The organism is Mycobacterium sp. NPDC049093, from assembly GCF_040704635.1.
Lineage (GTDB): Bacteria > Actinomycetota > Actinomycetes > Mycobacteriales > Mycobacteriaceae > Mycobacterium.
On the sequence record NZ_JBEZJS010000005.1, the window covers coordinates 85,078 to 107,692 of the forward strand.

Here is a 22,615-nt window from a genome sequence, read left to right on the forward strand (position 1 = left end):
CTCGCCAAGCGAGCCGGGCCTCCTTCAGGCGACTTCTTAGAAGTCCATACCGCCCATGCCACCGGTCGGGTCGGCCGCGGGGGCCGCCTTCTCCGGCTTGTCGGCGACGACGGCCTCGGTGGTGAGGAACAGCGCCGCGATGGACGCCGCGTTCTGCAGCGCCGAGCGGGTGACCTTGACCGGGTCGGCAACGCCGGCGGCCAGCAGGTCCTCGTACTCACCGGTCGCGGCGTTCAGGCCGTGACCCGCAGGCAGGTTCGACACCTTCTCGGCGACGACGCCCGGCTCCAGACCACCGTTGAAGGCGATCTGCTTCAGCGGGGCCGACAGCGAGACGCGCACGATGTTGGCGCCGGTGGCCTCATCACCGGTGAGCGACAGCTCCTCCAGCGACGGAGCCGACTGCAGCAGAGCCACGCCGCCACCGGCGACGATGCCCTCTTCGACGGCAGCCTTGGCGTTACGCACGGCGTCCTCGATGCGGTGCTTGCGCTCCTTGAGCTCCACCTCGGTGGCAGCGCCGGCCTTGATCACCGCAACACCGCCGGCCAGCTTGGCCAGGCGCTCCTGCAGCTTCTCGCGGTCGTAGTCGGAGTCGCTGTTCTCGATCTCGGCGCGGATCTGGGCGACACGGCCCTGGATCGCGTCGGCATCGCCGGCACCCTCGATGACGGTGGTCTCGTCCTTGGTGACCACGATCTTGCGGGCGGTGCCCAGCAGCGCGACATCGGCGGTCTCGAGCGAGAGGCCTACCTCTTCGCTGATGACCTGGCCACCGGTGAGGATGGCGATGTCCTGCAGCATGGCCTTGCGGCGGTCACCGAAGCCCGGGGCCTTGACGGCGACGGACTTGAAGGTGCCACGGATCTTGTTGACCACCAGGGTCGACAGGGCTTCGCCCTCGACGTCCTCGGCGATGATCAGCAGCGGCTTGCCGGACTGGATGACCTTCTCCAGCAGCGGCAGCAGGTCCTTGACGGTCGAGATCTTCGAGCTGACCAGCAGGATGTAGGGATCCTCCAGGACGGCTTCCTGACGCTCGGCGTCGGTGACGAAGTAGCCCGAGATGTAGCCCTTGTCGAAGCGCATGCCCTCGGTGAGCTCCAGCTGCAGCCCGAAGGTGTTGCTCTCCTCGACGGTGATGACACCCTCGTTGCCGACCTTGTCCATGGCCTCGGCGATCAGGTCGCCGATGGACTGGTCTCCGGCGGAGATACCGGCGGTGGCAGCGATCTGCTCCTTGGTCTCCACCTCCTTGGCGGACTTCAGGAGGGTCTCGGTGACCTTCTCGACAGCCTTCTCGATGCCGCGCTTCAGGCCGAGCGGGTTGGCGCCGGCAGCGACGTTGCGCAGACCTTCGCGAACCAGGGCCTGGGCCAGAACGGTGGCGGTGGTGGTGCCGTCACCCGCGACGTCGTCGGTCTTCTTGGCGACCTCTTTGACCAGCTCGGCGCCGATCTTCTCGTACGGGTCCTCCAGCTCGATCTCCTTGGCGATGGACACACCATCGTTGGTGATCGTGGGGGCGCCCCACTTCTTCTCCAGGACGACGTTGCGACCCTTGGGGCCCAGCGTCACCTTTACCGCGTCGGCGAGGCTGTTCAGGCCCCGCTCGAGGCCGCGACGGGCCTCTTCGTCATACGCAATTGTCTTAGCCATTGCGAAGTGATTCCTCCGGATAGGGGATCGCACGTTGTGTGGTCAGGTTCAGTGCCCGCGACGGACGGCGTGGGTGTGCTCCCGCAGGTGCGGTCCCTGCCTCACCGGCCCGACCTGGCACTCACTGATCGAGAGTGCCAACTGCATTCTTAGCACTCGACCATGGTGAGTGCAAGGTTGCGCAGGGGCTGCTGCGGCTTCTCGCCTTCGCCCGTGGCGAAACGAAGCCGGCGGTCGGCCTACCCCTCGTCGGTTTCTACTTCAGGGCGGTTCCCGGCGCGATGCGGCGACCCCTGCGAAGAAAACGGCGGAAGTCCGCCCCGAAGGTGACGGGTCTGCGGTGTTTTCCCGCCCTGAGGTGGCCCGATGCTGTGGCAGAGTTCTGACCCGAGGGGGTAGCCGAGTGAGCGACGAGACGAGTAGCGGCGACGACGAGCGCAGATCCACGGTGACGCGCGGGGGCCGGTTGACCATCTCACTGGGCTTCGGTCTGGCGTTGGGAGCAGTGAGCCTCGCCATCTATGCGTACGCGGCACGGGTTCCGACCGGGCAGACCGCGACGTACCTGGCTCCGGCGGGCCACCTTCTCCTCATCTCGCTGATCGGCGTGTGCGTCGCCGGGGCGGCCGCCATCTGGCTCGGTGTGCGAGCCATCTCCGGTCTCGACACTGCTGGGCATGCCTCGCTACTCCTCGCGGGCATCGTCGCCGTCGCGGCCTACGGGCTCCTCACCGCCAAATCCGCACAGCACGCGCTGTTGATCTCGGGGCCGGGTGCGCGTCCCGTCATCGTGATCGCACAGGTGTCCTGGGTCTTCGTCGCCTGCGCCGCGGCAATGGTGCTTGCCGGCGCGACCTCCGCGTCACCCGCCGCTGCGCGCCGACCGGGCCGGCCTGCGGTCGCCGTCTTGGCTGCCTCCGGCCTCGCCCTGGCCGTGGTGGCCGGCATCGCTGTCACGTCGCTCAGCTCGGTCGGTGTCTCTTCGGCGACCACGGCGGAGCGGGTGGCGGTCCCGGCGCTGCCGACGTCCGTCGGCACCGATACGGCCTACACCGTGAAGGTCGACGCAGGGGGCGTTCGTGCGGCCGGCCCCGGATTCGTCGGCATCACGGACGGCGCGGTCATCGGTTTCGACGGGTCGACCGGCGCGCAGCGTTGGCGCTTCCCGACGGCCGACCTGCCCGCGCGCTGCGGCGACGTGTCGCTGTGGTCCACCGGAGTCCGCGACGATGCGGTGGTGGCCGTGCAGTGCACTCGCCCGCCCAATACCCAAGACCCCGACAAGTACTCATCCGACCACGACCCCGACGTCGCGTTCCTGGTCGGGCTCGACGCCATGACGGGCGAACAGCTGTGGATCAACGACGCGGACTGGCACCTCCGCGGCCGAGCGAACGGCGACGGTGAGATCTTGGCGGCGATCGGCCCCGACAAGGTCGGCGCGCTTGATCCGCGGACCGGTAAACCGTTGTGGGCGAAGGACACTCCCGATGATGAGTGCAATCGAGGCCGCTACGACGCCGTCGGCTCAAGGCTCATCTTCGTCGACGCGTGCGGCGATGCGCTCCGCGTGTACGACGCGGAATCGGAGTCCACGATCGACTTCACCAAGCAGCCCGGCTTCCCGTCGGGTGACGTGACGACGGAACTGCTGGCGGTAGACGGAGACATCGCCGCCCTCTACGCCAGTGGACTCAGCAGCGTGGACGGCGTGCTGCTGGCCGTCGACGTCGGGACCAAGGCGGTACAGGTCACGCCAGTACCTTTCGTTCGGACCCCGGATCTTGAGAAATCACTTCCAGGCCCGGTGGTGCAACTCGGCAAGGACAGCCGGGCACGGACCGTCACCCTGTATCTCCCCGCAGAGCGACGTGCCGTGACGGTGACAGACCTGGAGATGCACGCCGATCCCGACGCGCGGCGGTGGGCCCGGGTGGGCAATGAGTTCGTCACGGCTGCCGCCCACCAAGGCCATTACGAGGAACGACTGGCCTCGGTGCCGCTCACCGGTGGTCCCGCCACTCTCAGAACAGGGCCCTGCGACGAAGGGCCGGGCGGCCTGTTGCCGGTCCCCGGCGCGGTTCTGGCGCTGTGCGCCAACCATTCCGACAACGGCAGTGTCACCAGCTACGACATCGTCGGCTTGCGCTGAGGCGTTACCGCACGGCGGCGACGGCATCTGCCATGCCGCATTCGACGAGTACCGCTCCGGGCACGCGAGACACCGCCGGAGCCACTTGCATGCGGCCTTCGCACGGGTTGGGCAGCGTCTGCGTCGGGCCCGACTTGCCGATGATCCGCATCGGGACGGGATCGCGTTGCGCTACGGGCGCGAGCGGGGCATCGGGTAGCAGCGTCAGCCACTGGTCCCCCACCCGCGCGATAGCTCCCCAGGTCTCCTCGCGACCGCGCCATGCCAAGAGCAACCCGGTGTCAATGGTGACGCCGTCACGCAGATCGTGGATTGAAACCGGTTGCAGGTCTTCATTATTCTTACTCGCAGGGCTGAGCATGAGCGAGTCCGGGTCGATGAACTCCGCGTCTTGGTGATCAGGCAGGCGCACGATCACCCGACCTGCCGCGACATCGATGACCAGCGGCGCTCCGGCACCGGAGACCAGTGCGCGGTCACCTGAGGTGGCATCGATCGCGGGATGGGAGTTCGGCGCTCCCGGTTGGATGCCCAGCGACGATGCGGTGATGACGCCGTGTTGCCGCCCGGTCTGCGGGTCGAGCACCTGCGTCAGCACGTCGGGGCCCTCGTCGCAGGTGCTCATCAGGATGAAGTTCTCGGTGGCACGCATCGATGTCTTGCAGTCACGATCAAATGTCTTGGTCCACAACTCATTTCCGGTCCGCGCCGCCAAAGCGGTCCAGGTCATGCCACCGGCCGGGTCTCGGCTGCTGGCCAACAGCACACTCGACGACAGGGGATAGTCCTCGTCAAACACGTCATGATCGACGCGCGTCCACAGCAGCGCTCCGGTGGTGGCGTCGAGGGCGATCATCGCGTCGGTGGGGATGTAGGCCTTCACCAACACCACACTGTCGGGCCCGATGCCCGTCGTCCGCAATTCGCTGGCGTTGAATCGGGGCACGCTGAATGTCCAACGCTGCTCCCCCGTCGCACCGTCGAAACCCACCACGGTTTCCTGCCGGTACTCGGGGCCGTTCTGGACGTGCACCCAACCCGCGCCACCAGGCCGGGAGTAGGTGGCCAGAGACGACACCTCGGCCCGGTAGGCAACCGTCCCGCTCAGCGTCGTCAACGTCGGCGGATCGATGCTCTCGGCGGTCTCGTTGTGGAACGGAGACTTCTTGGCAATAGCCACGGCAGGCACCACAAGTGCCGCAGCCAGGACGACGGCCACTGCAGCCGCGACCCATCGGCTCACAGCAAGGCGGCGAGGCGCGCGGTGAGGCCGTTGGGTCCGGTGGGCCGCCGCACAGAGCACTGCCAGTGCCGCCAGAGCCAGGCACGCGAACCACCAGGCGGCGTGGGCGACCGTAGTGACGGCGAATGGACGCAGCGCGAGTTGATCATCGCTGGCCTGGCGAAAAGCCTTGGCGATGGTGCCCCGGCTCTGCGCCATCAACGCCGCCACGACGAGCACGAACAGTGCCGGGCTGGAGTAGGCCACGAACCTGGCCCGCCAGCCCGGCGACTGCCGGTACACGCGCCCCACCACGACGTATACGGCGACCAATAGCGCGACGCCGGCAACGACGAAAGTGGTGCGCCACAGCACCGTCGTCAGCGACGAAAAGTCTTCGCCCAACGGCAGTTCCGGTGTTCGTCGCATCCAGCCGAGACTCAGGCATGCGACGGCGGCGAGCAGCAGCCCCGCCAGGAGCCCGAGCAGTACGGCGGGTTGCCGGTAAGACGTGCCCGGCGCGCTGTCGTCATCGTTTGCGTCCTGCTCCCCCGCGGTCATTCGCCAAACCTAACCCGTAGGCGGGGCGGCCCACGGCAGATGTTGACGCCGCGGCTCGACCGAACTCCCCCGGCAATTACCCTGCGGCCCTCCCCGTCAGCGGGGTAATACGAACTGCCAGCCTGCCGCCTGCATCGCGGGGATCGCCTCGGCGAAACCGGCATGCGTGCCGGACTGGGGGTGGTTCATGTGGGCGATCACGATGGAGCCCGGGGCGGCGTTCATGACGTTGGATCGCACGGCGGCCGCGGACGCCGTCGCACCGTTGTCGGCGTTGACGGTGAATCCCAACGGCTGCTCGCCCAGTTCGTGCACGATCTCGACGGCCACGTCGTCATAGTGCGCGGTACCGGGACGGAACCAGGTCGGAGCCCGGCCGGTCAGCGCGGTCAACTTTTGGTGGTTGCCCCACACCTCACCGACCACCTCGTCGGCCGACCGGGTCCCGGCGATCCCGTAGGCAGCCCGACCCGTCAGGGACAGGGGCACGTGACGGGTGCCGTGGTTGCCGATCTCGAACAACGGATTGCCGGCCAACTGCCGGGCCCGGTCCGGATTCCGGTCGATCCATCGCGAGTTCAGCATGAGCACCGCCGGAACACCGTTGCGCTGCAAGGTATCGAGCAGGGCGTCGTCGCAGGCACCGTCACACGCGTCGAACGTCAAGGCGATCTGGCGGCCGGCGGCGGCGAACGACGTGGTGATGCCGGGCAGCGCCATTCCCCACTGCGTGGGTGGCCGCCTCTTGTTGAGCACCGCAACCGAAGGCGGGTCGACGGCGTTCGGGTCGGCGTGCGCGGTCGGCAGCCCGGCACGCAGCGCATATCCGGCGGTGATCGAACCGACGGCGGTCGCCGTCAGGAATGAGCGCCTGGTGATCACATGCCGGACGGTAGGCCCGGATGTTGTAGGTCAGCCCGCGATCGGCTGTGGGTTGACTGCGGACGCCTGCCTCGCCGATTTCCACCGCCGGGCTGCTCTCAGCGCCGACGAGCGACCCCCACGTAGAAAACCGCGCAGAGAAGGCAGCGAAAGCCGGGACCCGAGACAGCTCAGCTTCCCGACTGATACTTCTGCACCGCCGCGGCGAACTCGTCGAGCCGGCGCAGTGACTCGTCCTTGCCCACGGACGGCAGGAACAGCCCGAGCTGGCCGAAGCCGAGATCCTCAGCGGCACGCCAATAGTCGGCTTTGACGGGTGCACCGAACATCATCAACGGCACGTCGCGCGCCCCGCCGTCATGCATCTGCCCGATGCGCTTGGCCAGCACATCTCTGGGCAGCGGATTCGAGATCCAGCCCGCCCCATGGCGAATCACCCGTTTGACCGTCGCATCGGAGTTGCCGCCGATGTAGATCGGCGGGTGTGGCTTCTGGACGGGCTTGGGCCTGCAGTAGGAGGACGGGAAGTCGACGTACTTGCCGTGGTATTCGGCGGGCTCGTCGGTCCACAGCGCCGTGACCGCCTCGATGCTCTCATCGAGCAGTGCCCCACGGGTTTTCGGATCGGTGCCGTGGTCGCGCATCTCTTCGAGGTTCCACCCGGCGCCGACGCCGAGTACGAACCGGCCGCCGGAGATGAGGTCGATGCTGGCGGCTTCCTTGGCGGTGTGGATGGGGTCGCGCTGGATCAGCAGTGCGACGCCCGTGACGAGTTCGATCGTGGAGGTCACTGCCGCCGCGGCCGCGAGGGTGACGAACGGGTCGAGCGTGTTGTAGTACCACGGCGGCAGGTCGCCACCATCCGGATAGGCCGAGTCGCGGCTGACCGGGATGTGGCTGTGTTCGGCAACGATGAGTGAGGCGAATCCGCGCTCCTCGATCGCCCGGGCCAGCGATACGGGGTCGATGCTGTCGTCGTCGACGAAGGTGGCAATGCCGAACTTCATCTGGCCGACGTTACTCCGGGCGAGGACGGGGGCCCTGGCAGCGCGTGCCCGGCTCGGAGCTCAGCATTGCTCGGCGCAATACCAGCAAGGATGGCCGGGGCGGTCCCGTAGCGCTCCGGCGCCAGGGCTGCGTTGGGTATGACATGGCAACTCACCAACTGGCCCGACCCGATTTTGAGCACACGGTCAAAAGTTTGGCAAATGTCCAAACCATGTCCGACCTGCGCGATTAACCCCTCCAGATCCCTTGCGTCACGCAAAACTGCCGCCCGATTGATTGCGTGTGCAACGATCGCGAAAATCCGCCTGAGAAAAAGCTGAGATCTTGATTACCGGTGCGTTAGTTTCTCCGCCAGCTAGGGGAAAAAGTCGTCGGAAGTGACTCGAGTCAGCGTCGTCAGCTTTATTGACGCTGCCGTTATTTTGGCACCGGGAGACCAGGGAGAATCGTGGGGAAACACAGCATTGCGCAGAGTCGTGGCCGGCGGGCCGCGGTAGGTCCGATCGCGACGGCAGGACTGGCAAGTGTGGCGTTGGCAGGTGCCGGCGTCATGCTTCTGTTGGGACCGGATTCACCGACGATGAGGTCGGTCTCCGCAGATGTCAGGCTGGTCAACACCGAGGGCCCGAGCAGTGGCGACAACTCCGGTGCGGACAAGCCTTCGGGCGCCACCGGCAACACCGGGACCGCCGGCAACACCGGCACGACCGGAACCAACTCCAAAGCCAAGAAACCAGGTCACCCCTCCGTCAAGCAGGTCCAGGAACGTCTGCGCGAGCGCGCCACCGAAGCCACGAAGGCCTTCAATGACCGTGCCGCCGAGGCCAAGAAGGCTGTCGACGACATCGCCGACGGCGTCGGCCTCAAGCGCGGCAACGCCACCGATGACAACGAGACCCGGGGCCCACTGTGGCGGCCGAAGTTGCCCGCGTCCTCGAAGGCTGACTCGACCGAGTCGAAGGCCGACTCGAACGACGGCGTGGACCCCACCACTGCCAGTGAGCCCAAGCAGCAGTGGAAGCGCACCCCGGTGAATGTGCTGCCGGACAACCCGATTTCCCACCGCGTCAGCGACCTGACCGAACGGGTGGCGGCCGCCCTGCCGGATCCCACCCCCAACGACAAGCAGCTTGACTCCGGCGTCACGACCGGTTGGCTCGGCGCTCGATCGGCAGATCCCTCGCCGGCCGCGCCACAGGCATTCGTCGCCCCGACGCCTGCCCCGGCACCCGCGCCGATCAGCCCGATCACCGGGCTGCTGTCCGCGGTCACGCTGGGCACGATCATGACCCCCAACGCGCCGACGGAGCCCGCCGACATGCCCGGCGTCTGGGCCGTGATGGCCTGGGCGCGCCGGCAATCGGCGTACACCGTGGATACCAACACGGCTGCTGCGCGCAACACATTGGTTGCCCCCACGCTGAATTCCGCCGTGCTCGACCCGACCGAGATCGTCAACCGGTGGATCTACCAACCGGTGCACTACGGGGCGCAGCTGTGGATCACCAGCCCGCTCGGGTCTGCCGTCGGCAACACGATCAACCAGATATCGGGCCAGTACCTGATCGGCAACGGAGCCGACGGGACCGAGGCGAACCCCGATGGTGGCGACGGCGGCGCGTGGATCGGCGACGGCGGTGACGGTTACGACGGTGTCGCCACCGGTCAGGCCGGCGGCGACGGCGGCGATGCCGGCTGGTTCGGCGACGGCGGCGAGGGCGGCAACGGCTGGGCCGGCATGAACGGCGGTGACGGTGGCGACGGCGGCAGCATCATGGGCATCGGCGGCGACGGCGGCGACGGCGGCGCATCCTTTGACCTCCAGCCCGCGGGGAACGGCGGCCGCGGTGGCGACGCCAACGGCTGGTTCTTCGGCATCGCCGGCGATGGTGGTCGCGGCGGCAACGGCATCACCGGCGCCAGTGGAGCGGCCGGCGACTGGAATATCGACTACGGCAACGGATATGGCAACGGCCAGGACGGCGGTGTCGGCGGCGGCAACGGCGGCAACGGCGGCGACGGCGGTGACGCCAACGGGTTCCTGTTCGCCAGTGGCGGCAGCGGTGGAGATGGCGGTGACGGCGGTACCGGCGGTGTCGGTGGAGCCGGCGCCAACGGCGACGCCGCTCATCTCAGCGGCGGCACCGGCGGAACGGGCGGCACCGGCGGTGGTACCGGTGGCATCGGCGGTGCGGCCGGAGCCGGCGGCGGCGGATTCTTCGGACTCCTCGGCCACAGCGGCGTGGCGGGCAGTACCGGAAACCAGGGCAGCGGTGGCGACGGCGGGGCCGGCGGCATGGGATTCGGGCTCATCACCGGTGGCGCCTCCGGTACGGCGACCGGCGGGTCCGGTGGCGCCGGCGGATCCGGCGCGCAGTCGACCACTGCCGGAGCCGGACATGGCGGTGGCGGCGGTGGCGGCGGCGGTGGCGCCGTCCTCAGTGCCACCAATGGGGGAACCGTCGATGGCACCGCCACCGGTGGACAGGGTGGACGCGGCGGCAACGGCTCGGTGACCGCGGCCGGCGGCGACGGCGGAACCGGCGGCATCGGCACCGTTTCGGCCGACGGCGCGACCAGCAGCGCCGTCGGCACCGCCCGGGGCGGCGACGGCGGCAACTCGACCGGTACCGGCACCGGCGGCATGGGTGGTACAGCACTCGTGGGCGCAAAGCTGGGCGGAAAGGTGACCGACGCGAACGCCCGGGGTGGCAACGGCGGCTCCGGCACCGACGGCGGCAAGGGCGGCACGGGCGGTGCGGCCAACATCACCGCAGGTTTCGAGGGCGGCACCGGCGGCACCGCGTCGGGAACCGCGACCGGCGGCGCAGGCGGCGACGCGACGGGTGCGGGCAGCCTCGGCGGCAACGGCGGGTCCGGCAACATTCAGGCCGGCTTCGTCCGAACGGGCATCGGCGGAAACGACGGCACAGCTGATGGCACCGCGACCGGCGGTGACGGCGGGAACGCCACCGGCGGCGGCCATGGCGGCACGGGCGGCATCGGCAGCGTGGTCGCGGGCGGCACCGGCGCGGAGGCCGAGGGCAACGGGTTCGGCGGTGACGGCGGCGACGGCTTGGCCGGTGGTACCGGCGGCAACGGCAGCAGCGGACAGGTCGGCGCCTTCGCCGAGGGTGCGTATGCCGGCGGCACCGCTCGCAGCGGCGACGGCGGTGACGCCACCGGTACCGGCAGCGTCGGCGGCAACGGCACCATCGGCAACATCCAGGCCTTCGGCAAGGACAGCGCCGCCAGCGGCAACGCCACCGGCGGTGACGGCGGTACGGCCACCAACGGTGGCCATGGCGGCACCGGCGGTCAGGGCCGCATCGTCGCCAATGCCACCGGCAGCAAGGCCACGGACAGCACCGCGACCGGCGGCGACGGCGGTAACGCCACCACCAACGGCAGCACCGGTGCCCTCGGCGGACAGGCCTATGTCTTCGCCGGCACCCTCAGTGATCCCAACAGCGGCGGGGACATCACCGGCAGCACCGCCGTCGGCGGCGACGCTGTCAACGGGCAGGGCGGCATCGGCATGGTCGAGGCGATCAACGGCACCATCGCCGACAGCAGCGCCACCGGCGCCGACGGGAATTCCGGCGGTCTGGGCGGTTACGCCACGGTGAGCGCCACCAACGGCGGCAGCATCTCCGACAGCCACGCGACCGGCGGCACCAACAGCGATACCGCTGTCGGCGGGAACGCCACCATCACCGCGACCGGGACGGGCAGCACCGTGGCCGACACCGACGCCACCGGCGGTAATGCCGGGATCGGTGATGCCAATGGCGGTATCGGTGGCAACGGTGGTGCGGCCACCGTCACCGCGAGCAACGGTGGCGGTGTCACCACCGCCACCGCCACCGGCGGCAAGGGCGGCAACGGCACTGTTGGCGGGCACGGTGGTGCCGGCGGTGAGGGCATCGTTTCGGCCACCTCCGCCGGGAGCACCGCCAGCGGCGCGGGCACCGGCGGCGCGGGCGGCGACGGCAGCAATGGCGGCACCGGCGGTGCCGGCGCCCAGGGCGGAGTCGTCGCGCAGCGGACCAGCAGCACGGCCGACGGCACGGGTATCGGCGGTGGCGGCGGAACCGCCGACGGCATCGGCAGCACCGGCGGCAACGGTGGCGGCGGCTGGGTTCAGACCGGGCTCTACGCCGGCCTCGGCGACAACAGCAAGGCCAGCGGGTACGCCCGGGGCGGTGCCGGTGGCGATGCGACGACCGGCGGCCACGGCGGCGCCGGCGGGTTCGCCACCGTGCTTACTACCGGAAATGCCTCTACCGCAAGCGGTTCCGCGTATGGCGGTGCCGGCGGCGACGGCTCCACGAGCGGTACCGGCGGCGGCGGAGCGCGCGCTCAGGTCGTAGCCAAGGGCAACTCGTCCAAGGCCGGCGGCACCGCCACCGCCGGTGACGGCGGGAACGGCATCGGTGCCGGCATCGCGGGCGGCAACGGCGGTCAGGCCATCATCAGCGCGGGACAGTCGTCCGGCACCGGCGGCGCCAACAGCGTCGCCGAGGGCACCGCCACCGGCGGTGACGGTGGCACTGGTCAGAACGGTGTCAATGGCGGCGCCGGCGGTGGCGGCACCATCACGGCCAGGGGCCTGAACGACTCCATCACCGGCAGCACCGCGACCGGCGGCGACGGCATCACCGGGACCAACGGCAACAACGCCTCGCTCAACACCAGCCTGGGCAAGATCACCGACAGCTCCGCTACTGCGGGCGACAGCACCGACGGGGCCGTCGGCGGCGGTGCGAGCATCGATGTCACCGGTGGTGTGAACGGTGAAGTCACCAACACCCACGTCGCCGGCGGCGATGCGGGCAGCGGTAAGACTGGTGGCATTGCGTCGGTGACGGTCACCGGTGGCGCCAAGGTCACCGATACCTCCGTGACCGGCGGCAAGGGGTCTGACAGTGCAGTCGGCGGCAACGTCACCGTCTCCGCTTCAGGCACCGGCACCACCGTCACCAACGCCACGGCCACCGGCGGCAACGCCGGAACCGGTGACGCACTCGGTGGTACCGGCGGCAGGGGTGGCGACGTCAAGATGACCGCCGACACCGGTGGTCACATCGGAACGGCAGACCATGCGGCGATCGCCACCGGTGGCAACGGCGGCAACGGAACCAACGGCGGCACCGGTGGCGCCGGCGGAACCAACGGCGCCGGCGCCGGTCAGACGGAATTCTTGGCCCGAAATGGCGGCACCGTCTACGGCGAGGTCCGTGGTGGGCGTGGCGGTGACGCTGACGGTGTCGGGAACACGGGCGGCGAAGGCGGGTTCGGTTACATGAGTGCCGGCCGGGACAACCTGGTCGTGTCCGGCCCCAGCGGCAACCTGACCATCGCGCCCGGGAACAATTCCCTGGCCCACGGGACCGCGGTGGGCGGCGACGGTGGGTCCGCCAGCGGCACAACGGGTTCCAAGGGCGGCAACGGAAGCCGGGTGGCCATCAATGCCGCCGGCCAGAATGCCAAGGTCGACGGCACCATCAGCATCACCGGCGGCAAGGGCGGTAACGCCACCAACGGCGGTACCGGCGGTGGAGATTCAGGCATCTCGTCGATCAGCGCGCTGGGGCCGAACGCCACAGTCACCGGTGTCACCGCAACCAGCGGGAGCGGCGGCGACGGGAACAACGGCGGCACGGGCGGCAAGGGCGGCTACTTCCAGATCGGCGCCTACAGCTTCACTGATATCAACGGTGCCACCTACGCCAACAACACGGTCACGACCGGCGGCGGTGGTGATGGCACCGGCGTCGGGTTCACCGGTGGCAACGGCACCAACTTGACGCAGTCGGGGTCGTTCGCGGGCGTCCCGGCTACGGCCACTCCAGGAAGCCCCGTCACCGGCAAGACGGTCACCACGACCGCCGGAACGGACAGCCCGTAGTCACCAGCACGAAAGCAGAGGCCCCGCACACCCTCCCCTGGTGTGCGGGGCCTCTGCCTGTCGGCACCTATACGACGCGCAGATCGCCTGGAATCTTGCCCGGGTCTCGCCAGAATGCGTCGTGGACAAAGCGATTGAACAGATCCGGCGGCAGGATGGTGTCGCGTGGTTCGGCTTTCACCTGGCCACGCACGGTGTGCAGCCCGGGCGTCCCGGCGCGTTCGTCGAATTCGCTGACGTCGTAATCGATATGGCCGAAGTCGTGCTCGAAGACCGGCTCCCCGATGAATTCGTAGATGGTGTGCATGACCTTGGCCGGCTCGGCGGTCAAGGTGTCGTACTGCACCACCAGCAATCGGTCGCGTTGAGCGCCGTAACACGCCTGTTTGAGGGCGTCGTAGGGACCGCCGACCATGCCGTCCTGCGAAGCGACGTCGTTGGCCCTGGTGTAGACCGTGCCGCCGGTGCTGTAGTTGAAGATCGACGACGGACTGAAGACGTTGCGCTGGACGAGGCGCTCGATGCTGTCGATCACCCAGGGCAATTCACGAACGCAGGCAATGACTTTCGCCTCCGGGAACAGCTGCGCGATCGCGGGCATCCGCGCGCACCAGCCACGGTTGGTGTCGAAGACGACCTGGGCGGCGCAGTCGGAGTAGTAGCTGTCGAACAACCCGCGCAGGATGCGCTCCCGCTTGGCGTCGTCGAGGAACACCGAGAACTCGTTGCGGGCGCTCATCTGGGCGACCAGCGCGTCGAACAGCCCGGCCAATGGACCCGACATCCCGGCCTGAAAGCGCGGATTCTGTCGCAGCAGCGCGGCCAGCAATGTTGACCCCGATCGCGGTAGACCCGAGATGAAATGAAGCGCCGTCACCGTTGTCCTTCCGCCCGCAATCCGTCGAACACCACCGACGTGACCCGCTCGGCCACGTCGGCGTTGTAACTCTGCATCGCCTGGCAGCCGACCAGGAGTGCCTTCACGTCCGCGACCGTCACGTCGCCTCGCGCCGTGCCCGCGCGCTGCGCCGCGGCCAGCAGGTCGCCGAGGACCGACAGGTACTCGCCTTCGGCCTCGGGCACCACAGTGTTGACGTCGATGCCCGATCCGGCGAGAGCGTCGACCAGTCCGCGGTCCGCCGCACCCCACTGCAGCACCATCGACCGCAGGAATGCGAACAAGGCGTCGGCCGGGTCGGCCTCGGCGAGCAAGGTCCGCCCCTCCTCGACGACGCCGCGGATCCGTTCGGCGATCACGGCCTGGAACAGCGCCTCTTTCGTCGGGAAGTGGCGATAGACGGTGCCCGCACCCACCCCGGCCCGGCGGGCGATCTCGTCGATGGGCACGGCCAGTCCGTCGGCCGCGAAAGTCTCGTAGGCGACCTCCAGTACCCGGGCGCGGTTGCGCGCCGCATCCGCACGCATTCGCCATCACCTCACAAACCTGCCAGCGTCGAACCATTGACAAAGCGGGGCGTACGTTCCGTATATTCGAACGCAACCGGAGTACTCACTCCGTTTAGCCCTCTAGGAGTCTCTCATGACCAAGTGGACCACCGCCAAGATTCCGGACCAATCGGGCCGCACGGCAGTCGTGACCGGCGCCAATACCGGCCTCGGGCTCGAAACCGCCAAGGCGCTGGCCGCCAGGGGCGCACACGTCGTCCTGGCTGTACGCAACGTGACCAAGGGCGAGGCCGCCGCCGAGTGGATCTCGCGGTCGGTGCCCGACGCCGACCTGGAGCTGCAGCGCCTCGACCTGGGATCGCTGGCCTCGGTGCACGAAGCCGCCGACGAGATCAGAACCAAGCACGAACGCATCGACCTGCTGATCAACAACGCCGGCGTGATGACGCCGCCCAAGGAGACCACCGCCGACGGCTTCGAACTGCAGTTCGGCACCAACCATCTCGGACACTTCGCCCTGACCGGCCTCCTGCTCGACCGCCTTCTGCCGGTTGTCGGCTCACGGATCGTGACGGTCAGCAGCATCGGCCACCGCTTCTCGCGCGGCATCCGGTTCGAGGATCTGCAGTGGGAACGCAGCTACAACCGTCTCCAGGCCTACGGCCAGTCCAAGCTCGCCAATCTGCTGTTCACCTATGAACTGCAGCGCCGCCTGATCGGGCAGCACACCACGGCTCTCGCCGCGCACCCCGGCGGATCCGACACCGAACTGGCGCGCCATCTACCCGGCCCGGTGCAGCGCGCCGTCCCGCTGCTGCGTCCGCTCTTCCAGGAGGCCGCGATGGGCGCACTGCCGACGCTGCGCGCGGCGACGGATCCGGCCGCCCTCGGCGGGCAGTACTACGGCCCCGACGGGCTCGGCGAGCAGAAGGGTTACCCGAAGCTGGTGACCTCCAACGAGCGTTCCTACGACCTCGAGCTGCAGCGCCGCCTGTGGGCGGTGTCCGAAGAGCTGACGGGCGTCACCTTCCCGGTGTTGCAGGACGCGCGCGCCTGAAGGCCCGTCATTCTCTTCGCCGATTTCGACACCAGGGCAGTTCCGGCACGCTTCGAACAACCCTGGTGTCGATCTCGACGCAAACGACCACACCGCGTCTAGGCTGGCGCTCGTGTCGTTCTGGGATCCCAGGAATGTGCCGCTCTATCCCCCGGCTCGTTACACGAAGGACGAGCCCGAAGTCAGCGCCTGGCTGAAGCGCGGCGACGAGCCGCCCGACTACGACTCATTGGGCCTCGTCAAGTACCACTATCTGGCCAACCAACAGCAGACCAACGGCGACTATGGGCTGTACCGCGTCGACATCAGCCCGCAGGGCGGCGGCCCCGGCCCGCATTTTCACCGGGCCATGTCGGAGGCCTTCTTCGTCCTGTCCGGCACCGTAAAGCTGTTCGACGGGAACGACTGGCGCGACGGCAACCAGGGCGATTTCCTGTATGTCCCGCCGGGCGGAATCCACGGCTTCCGCAATGAGGCCGACGCGCCGACGTCCCTGTTGATGTTGTTTGCTCCCGGCGCCCCGCGGGAGGCCTATTTCGAAGGGTTCGCTCAGTTGGCCGACCTCACCGACGAGGAACGCGCCGAGTGGTTCGTCAACAACGACAACTACTTCCTCTGACCGTGAACCGCTGGCTGGCTCTCGCCTGCGCCGCGCTGGCGTCCACGGTGCTCGCTGGATGCGTGGACGATCGAGGCAGTGAAGCCCAGTCGGTCGGCGCAAAGATCCGCGAGCTACCCGGCATCGACACCGTCGAGGTCGACTACAAGAACGACTTCACCAACGGCGAGTTCTTCAACCTCGACGTCGGGCTGACCCCCGCAGCCACCACCGAACAGGCCCAGGATGTGGTCCCCACGTTCGTGTCGGCCGCGCACGGCGTCGAGTTCGACACTTACTACACCGTGCTGGAGATCGGCAACGACAAGGGCAGCGTGACGCTGCGTCCGCTGTCCGGCACGGGCACCGATGTGGTGGCGCAGTGGTTCGACGTGATGTCCTCCCCCGTGGTCGAACGCGTCGCGATGGGCGCCGACCACCCCGCGATCGTGACGCTGCGCCAACCCGTCGACACCGGCGCGGCAGAGGAGTTGCTGCGTCGGCACCCGGACCTCGGTGATGCGCAGTGGCTGCTGCAGGTGCCCAAGACGAGGTCGCTCGAGGTGACCAGCACCTACACCTCGTACGGCGTGATCCCCGACGCTGCCACGCAACAGGCCTGGACCGAGATCGTCCGGATCGCCGGGCCGCATCTGGTGATGGGCGAATTCGGCACCGACCCGACCACAGACCGTCCGGTCTCAAGTCTCGCGATCAGCATGAAGCCCAACACCAAGCCTCGGGACGACGAGATCGCCAACGCTGTCGCAGCCGCTCTGGCCGAGCTCGACCGACCCGTCGACCTGATCGTCAAAGGCGGCCACCAATGGGTGGAGATCACCGTCGGCGGCTGTTTCCGGCACGACAAGGCACACGTGGCGTCCGTCCTCGAGACCGAGCTGGCCCGCGAGTACGAACGATGCTGAGCGTTTGCTCCATCGCGGCGGGAGCGCGGAGTGAATACGGCACGCGACGGGTGAGCGAACGAGCCGGGCCGGCGGCAGACAACCAGCTCGGCGAGCGACACGCCCGGCGAGCTCCTGCAGATATGCGCCGACGTAACGCGCTGGCCTAGACTGCATTCCGACGGAGAGGAGTCCTAGGGTGCGGGCTGATGCAGCGCCCAGCACCCAGGCACTTCGGGGCTGGCAGCGCAAAGCGCTGGTGAAATATCTGACGGCAAAACCGCGGGACTACCTCGCGGTCGCCACCCCTGGCGCAGGGAAGACGACGTTTGCGCTGCGGATCGCGGCCGAACTGCTCAACGACCGCACGGTCGACGCGATCACCGTGGTGGTGCCCACCGAACACCTCAAGATCCAGTGGGCCGAGTCGGCGGCACGCAACGGCATCGCACTGGATCCGCGGTTCAGCAACTCCGACTCGCAGACCTCGGCCGAGTACCACGGCGTCGTCGTCACCTATGCCCAGGTGGCCAGCCACCCCACCCGGCACCGGGTGCGCACCGAGAACCGTCGGACACTCGTCATCTTCGACGAGATCCACCACGGCGGCGACGCGAAGAGTTGGGGCGACGCGATGCGCGAGGCCTTCGACGACGCGACGCGGCGCCTCTCCCTGACCGGTACCCCGTTCCGCAGTGACGACAGCCCGATCCCGTTCGTCAACTACGAGCCCGACGAGGCCGGGTTCCAGCGCTCGCAGGCCGACCACGTGTACGGCTATTCCGACGCGCTGGCCGACGGTGTGGTCCGGCCCGTGGTGTTCCTGGCCTACTCGGGTGAGGCCCGCTGGCGTGACAGTGCCGGCGAGGAGCACGCGGCGCGCCTGGGCGAGCCGTTGACCGCCGAGCACACCGCGCGGGCCTGGCGCACCGCGCTGAACCCGACGGGCGAGTGGATGCCCGCGGTCATCGCCGCCGCCGACAAACGGTTGCAGCAGAAGCGTCAGCATGTGCCCGATGCCGGCGGCATGATCATCGCCACCAACCAGACCACCGCCCGTGCCTACGCCGATCTGCTCACGAAGATCACCGGCGAGGTGCCCACCGTGGTGCTCTCCGACGACCCGAGCGCGTCCGACCGGATCAGTCAGTACTCGGCGAGCACCAGCCGATGGCTGGTCGCGGTCCGCATGGTGTCCGAGGGCGTCGACGTGCCGCGGTTGTCGGTCGGCGTGTACGCCACGAGCGCCTCGACTCCGTTGTTCTTTGCACAGGCCATCGGCCGGTTCGTGCGCTCGCGCCGCCCCGGTGAGACCGCGAGCATCTTCCTACCGTCGGTGCCCAACCTGCTGCTGCTGGCCAGCGAGATGGAGGCCCAGCGCAACCACGTCCTGGGCAAGCCGCACCGCGAATCCGACGGGCTGGATGACGAGGCGCTCGAAGCTGCCGAGAAGCGCAAGGACGAGAAGGGCGAGCTCGAGAACGGCTTCGAGTCGCTGGGCGCCGACGCCGAGCTGGATCAGGTCATCTTCGACGGCTCCTCCTTCGGCACCGCGACGCCGGCCGGCAGCGACGAGGAGGCCGACTATCTGGGCATCCCCGGCCTGCTCGATGCCGAGCAGATGCGGGACCTGTTGCGGCGCAGGCAGGATGAGCAACTCACCAAACGCACGGCCGAGGCCGCGGTGTCGGGTGGTCCGCCGCCGTCGCGCACCACGCACGGCCAGTTGCGCGAGTTGCGTCGTGAACTCAACGCGTTGGTGACCATCGCGCATCACCGCACCGGCAAGCCGCACGGTTGGATCCACAACGAGCTGCGCCGCATCTGCGGCGGTCCGCCGGTGGCCGCCGCGACCACCGATCATCTCAAGGCCCGCATCGAGGCCGTGCGCACGCTGAAGGCCTGACACAGGCCGGACGCGGCGTTCGATCGCAATAAAATCTGAGTCCCTCAAACTCCCCCGAGACTCAACTGGAACTTGTTACAGTCGGCCAATTGCGTTCTGTTGCAGCCAGAACAGTTGGGGGAGAGGCTATGCCGACGACATCCGCTACCACTGGAGGGGCCCGCTTCATCGGGCGAGTGGGCACGCTCGCGGTCGCACTGGGAATAGGCGTGGCGATGGCCAACGGCACCGCGATCGCGTCCGCCGAAACCGGTGGTTCGGACTCGTCGGGAACACATTCAAAGGCGACCGGCAGCACCAAGACGGACAGCTCGGCGCCGAAGAAAGGCCCCCGCAAACCGTCCTTCTCCGACCCGCAGAAGCTGGCGAAACGGGTCAGCGACGCAGCCGCCAAGGTGGAGTCCGCTCTCGGTAGTTCGAAGATCGGCGAGCGTCGTTCGTCGGCAGCATCGACCGACCGCAAGACGGAGGGCAAGGACCGTAAGTCCAGCAGAGCCACCACAAAGTCCACGGCGGCCGACGCCGTCGAGAACGCGGCCGACAATGTGCGACAGTCGGTGTCGCGGGCATTCACCAAGGCCACCGACACGCCCCGTAAGCTGTCGGCCGCACTGGACAACCGGCCGCAGGCCGCCGCGGCCGAGGCTGCCGCGCCGCTGGAAACACTGACGGTCGTCACCAAGACGGTGGCGAAAGATGTTGTAGATCGCCTGATTCCGGTGTCAGCACGCACGCAGGCTCCTGCGGCGCAGTCCATACCGGAGATCGTGGCGGCGGCCACGGAGCGGCTCAAACCGCGTCTCCCGGAGACGCCGGTGAGCCCGCTGCAGGACCTCGGGTTGGCGGCGCTGCTGGGCTGGTCGCGCCGCGACGGCACCCAGGGCCTCGTCCCCATCGGGCGCGTCACCACACCCGAAGCGACCTCGCAGGTGACTCCGGAGGTGACCTCCCAGGTGACCACGCAGGCGACGAGCATATTGGCCACCGAGGACCAGCTCGCAGCCGAACAGCAGGTCGGCCAGATCGTCAATACGCCAATCGTTCAGCTGGCCAAGGTGGTCCTGATGGCGGCCTGGTACGTCGAGGCGGCCAAGAACTTCGCGACCGTCGGCGGCCCCGACTTCACCAATTTCTCGCAGCTCAACGCGGCCGCCACCGAGTTCGCCAACCAGTCGGCGACAGAGTTCCTGCTGCTGAATTCCAACGATCCGAAGCTGCTGCTGCAGGTCAACCCGCCGCACAGCTGGAACGGGCAGGACGCCGGCGGCACCCGGATCTGGTACGACAACCCCGATACCGTCTACCGCTTCACGGGTATCAACGGCGCCTCGACCTACATGATCGAGGGCAAGGTCGCGGGGTATGACCCGGCCGACCCGAGTACCCACCCTACTTCTGCGAACACCAATTTCAGTGTGCTCACCGGAATCAACGGGGTCACCGCCGCCAATCTCAACGGCGAGGAACTGAGTATCCGGGACGACGGCACGTTCACCATCGTGGTGAGTCCCGATGGGGCACCGGCCAACCCCGAGAAAGGGATGAACTACATCCAGGCCCCGGCCAACTCGACCATCCTCGCCACCCGAAACACCTTGGGCGACTGGAACACCGAGACTCCCATGACGCTGACCATCGAGAAGACGGCTGGGCCGCCCAGCAGCTTGTTCAGCCAGATCGGCGGATTCGCCATTCCGGTCATCGGCGAGGCGGTGGTGAAGAACCCGCTACTGATGTCGCTGGTGTCGATCGTCCCGGCGTTCGACAAGGCCCCGCTGCTGCTGTCGTCCACCGAGACCGCCCTGCTGATGCTGGTGACCGGCATCAACGGCGAGAACACCTACATGTCCGTGGCGACCGCCACCGGCCAGCCCAACACGCTGTCCCAGCCGCAGCACAACGCACAGTTCCTCTCAACGCAGTTGCAGAGCGCCGGCTACTTCCAGCTCAAGGACGACGAGGCGATGGTCATCACCGTCGATCCCGGTGATGCCGAGTACTTCGTGGTGCCGGTGACCAACGACTGGACCATCACCAACGACACCCGCAACCAGCAGACCAGCCTGAACAACAGCCAGGCCATCAAGAACGCGGACGGCACGTACACCATCGTCGTGTCGAAAAGCGATCCCGGCGTGGCGAACTGGGTGTCCACCGGCGGACTGAACCAGGGCACCATCTCGATGCGTTTCCAGGGTGTGGACCCGGATGCCACGAACATGCCGAAGGTGACGACGCGAGTGGTGAAGGCGTCGGAAGTCCCGGACATCGTGAACGACCCGAACGATCCCAACTACAACCCGGACCAGCTCGACTACGACCGCGCGCAGCAGATCGCCGACCGCCAGGCCGGGTACGACCGCCGCTACACGGTGTAGGAGGGCGCTTCCCCTCGGGCCCCTGCGCGCCGATTTCTACGCAGGGGTCGTCCCGCCGAAGAATCGCGACCCTGGTGTGGAAAACGGCGCGGCCGGAGCCGCCCGAGCGGCCAAAACGGCGCAGCCAAAACACCGCGGCCTACAAGCCCAGCAGCTCCGGCAGATCGGCCACCGAGTCGATGACGTGGTTGGGTTGCATCGCGAATTCGTCTGCGGCCCAACGGTCCAACGTGGCCTGGCGGAACTTGCCGGTGCGTACCAGCACGCCGGCCATGCCCACCACCTGGGCGGCCAGCACGTCGTTGTTCAGGTCGTCGCCGATCATGTACATCTCCTCGGGGTCGACGCCGAGGCGGTTGGCCGCAGCCAGAAACCCTTCCGGGGCGGGCTTGCCGACGGCGGTGGCCTTGCGGCCCGAGGTCTCTTCCATCCCTGCCAGATACATGCCGGTGTCGACCCGCAGTCCGTCGGTGGTGTTCCACGCGGTGCTGCGGTGCATGGCCACGACGGGCACGCCCTGGGCCATCCAGTCGTAGACCCAACTGAGCGTGAGGTGGTTGTACTCCGGCCCGGCGCCGCCGAGCAGCACCACGTCGGGGGTGTCGGGTGCGGCAGGTCCGGTGAACTCGCTCGAATACACCACGTCGACGCCGGGCATGTCCTCACCGATTTGCCCGCTGTTGACCAGGAAACATCGGGCGCCGGGATAGCGGTCGCGGACGTATTCGGCGGTCAGGGCGGCCGCGGTGATCACCTCGTCGGCCGCGACGTCCATTCCGGCGGCGGTCAGCAGGTCGGCGATCTGCGCGCGGGTACGGGTGGTGGTGTTCGTCAGATAGGACCGGGCGATCTGCCGCCCGGCCAGCATCCGCAAAGTTTCCGCCGCGCCGTCAATGGGCTGCCAGGAGGTCACGAGCACACCATCGATGTCGAACAGCACTCCACCGATAGCCATGCAGCGACAGTAAA

At 68.2% G+C, this 22,615-nt stretch carries 14 protein-coding genes; 7 read left to right on the plus strand and 7 right to left on the minus strand.

The features are described 5' to 3' along the window. Positions 1–36: 36 nt before the first annotated feature. Positions 37–1,659, minus strand: coding sequence for a chaperonin GroEL (gene groL, locus AB0876_RS20665; protein ID WP_055110509.1), 1,623 nt, complete (start codon positions 1,657–1,659; stop codon positions 37–39). Between the two features lie 403 nt (positions 1,660–2,062). On the opposite strand from groL, the gene AB0876_RS20670 reads away from it, so the two are divergent. Beyond that, on the plus strand, positions 2,063–3,811 hold the full coding sequence (locus AB0876_RS20670; RefSeq protein ID WP_491840347.1) for a BamB-related PQQ repeat family beta-propellar protein: 1,749 nt from the start codon (positions 2,063–2,065) through the stop codon (positions 3,809–3,811). Between the two features lie 4 nt (positions 3,812–3,815). Here the strand turns inward: AB0876_RS20670 and AB0876_RS20675 are convergent, their stop codons facing one another. The 3 genes from AB0876_RS20675 to AB0876_RS20685 all read right to left on the minus strand — a co-directional run bounded on the left by AB0876_RS20675 (position 3,816) and on the right by AB0876_RS20685 (position 7,483). After that, on the minus strand, positions 3,816–5,594 hold the full coding sequence (locus tag AB0876_RS20675) for a BamB-related PQQ repeat family beta-propellar protein (RefSeq protein WP_491840346.1): 1,779 nt from the start codon (positions 5,592–5,594) through the stop codon (positions 3,816–3,818). 96 nt (positions 5,595–5,690) lie between these two features. Next, positions 5,691–6,476 carry a polysaccharide deacetylase family protein gene (locus AB0876_RS20680; RefSeq protein WP_526042826.1) on the minus strand — a complete coding sequence of 262 codons (786 nt, stop codon included), beginning with the start codon at positions 6,474–6,476 and terminating at the stop codon, positions 5,691–5,693. A gap of 170 nt (positions 6,477–6,646) precedes the next feature. Then, positions 6,647–7,483 carry an LLM class F420-dependent oxidoreductase gene (locus AB0876_RS20685; RefSeq protein WP_526042827.1) on the minus strand — a complete coding sequence of 279 codons (837 nt, stop codon included), beginning with the start codon at positions 7,481–7,483 and terminating at the stop codon, positions 6,647–6,649. Positions 7,484–7,932: 449 nt separating this feature from the next. Here AB0876_RS20685 and AB0876_RS20690 point away from each other — a divergent pair, with 449 nt between their 5' ends. Next, positions 7,933–13,395: a beta strand repeat-containing protein gene (locus AB0876_RS20690; RefSeq protein ID WP_526042828.1), complete on the plus strand. Its 5,463-nt coding sequence runs from the start codon at positions 7,933–7,935 to the stop codon at positions 13,393–13,395. Positions 13,396–13,462: 67 nt separating this feature from the next. Here AB0876_RS20690 and AB0876_RS20695 read toward each other — a convergent pair whose 3' ends face one another. Next, on the minus strand, positions 13,463–14,272 hold the full coding sequence (locus AB0876_RS20695) for a sulfotransferase family protein (protein ID WP_491840342.1): 810 nt from the start codon (positions 14,270–14,272) through the stop codon (positions 13,463–13,465). Next, entirely contained in the window at positions 14,269–14,820 is a 552-nt protein-coding gene (locus AB0876_RS20700; protein WP_526042829.1) for a TetR/AcrR family transcriptional regulator, read from the minus strand. Before AB0876_RS20700 ends, AB0876_RS20695 begins: the two co-directional genes overlap by 4 nt. A 115-nt stretch (positions 14,821–14,935) precedes the next feature. Between AB0876_RS20700 and AB0876_RS20705 the strand changes: the two genes are divergently transcribed. The 5 genes from AB0876_RS20705 (at position 14,936) to AB0876_RS20725 (ending at position 21,646) form a co-directional block, all read left to right on the plus strand. Then, positions 14,936–15,859 (plus strand): SDR family NAD(P)-dependent oxidoreductase, encoded by a 924-nt coding sequence (locus AB0876_RS20705; RefSeq protein ID WP_491840340.1) that lies wholly within the window; start codon positions 14,936–14,938, stop codon positions 15,857–15,859. A gap of 112 nt (positions 15,860–15,971) precedes the next feature. Then, a complete protein-coding gene (locus tag AB0876_RS20710) occupies positions 15,972–16,478 on the plus strand; it encodes a cupin domain-containing protein (RefSeq protein WP_526042830.1) in 507 nt (168 codons plus the stop codon). 2 nt (positions 16,479–16,480) lie between these two features. After that, positions 16,481–17,383 (plus strand): hypothetical protein, encoded by a 903-nt coding sequence (locus AB0876_RS20715; protein ID WP_491840338.1) that lies wholly within the window; start codon positions 16,481–16,483, stop codon positions 17,381–17,383. A gap of 178 nt (positions 17,384–17,561) precedes the next feature. Then, the gene (locus AB0876_RS20720; RefSeq protein WP_491840337.1) at positions 17,562–19,268 is read left to right on the plus strand and encodes a DEAD/DEAH box helicase; all 1,707 of its coding nucleotides are present in this window, start codon (positions 17,562–17,564) and stop codon (positions 19,266–19,268) included. A gap of 128 nt (positions 19,269–19,396) precedes the next feature. Further along, positions 19,397–21,646: a DUF1214 domain-containing protein gene (locus AB0876_RS20725; RefSeq protein WP_491840336.1), complete on the plus strand. Its 2,250-nt coding sequence runs from the start codon at positions 19,397–19,399 to the stop codon at positions 21,644–21,646. Positions 21,647–21,785: 139 nt separating this feature from the next. On the opposite strand, the gene AB0876_RS20730 is transcribed toward AB0876_RS20725, so the two are convergent. Beyond that, entirely contained in the window at positions 21,786–22,601 is an 816-nt protein-coding gene (locus AB0876_RS20730; protein ID WP_491840335.1) for an HAD-IIA family hydrolase, read from the minus strand. Positions 22,602–22,615 lie beyond the last annotated feature (14 nt).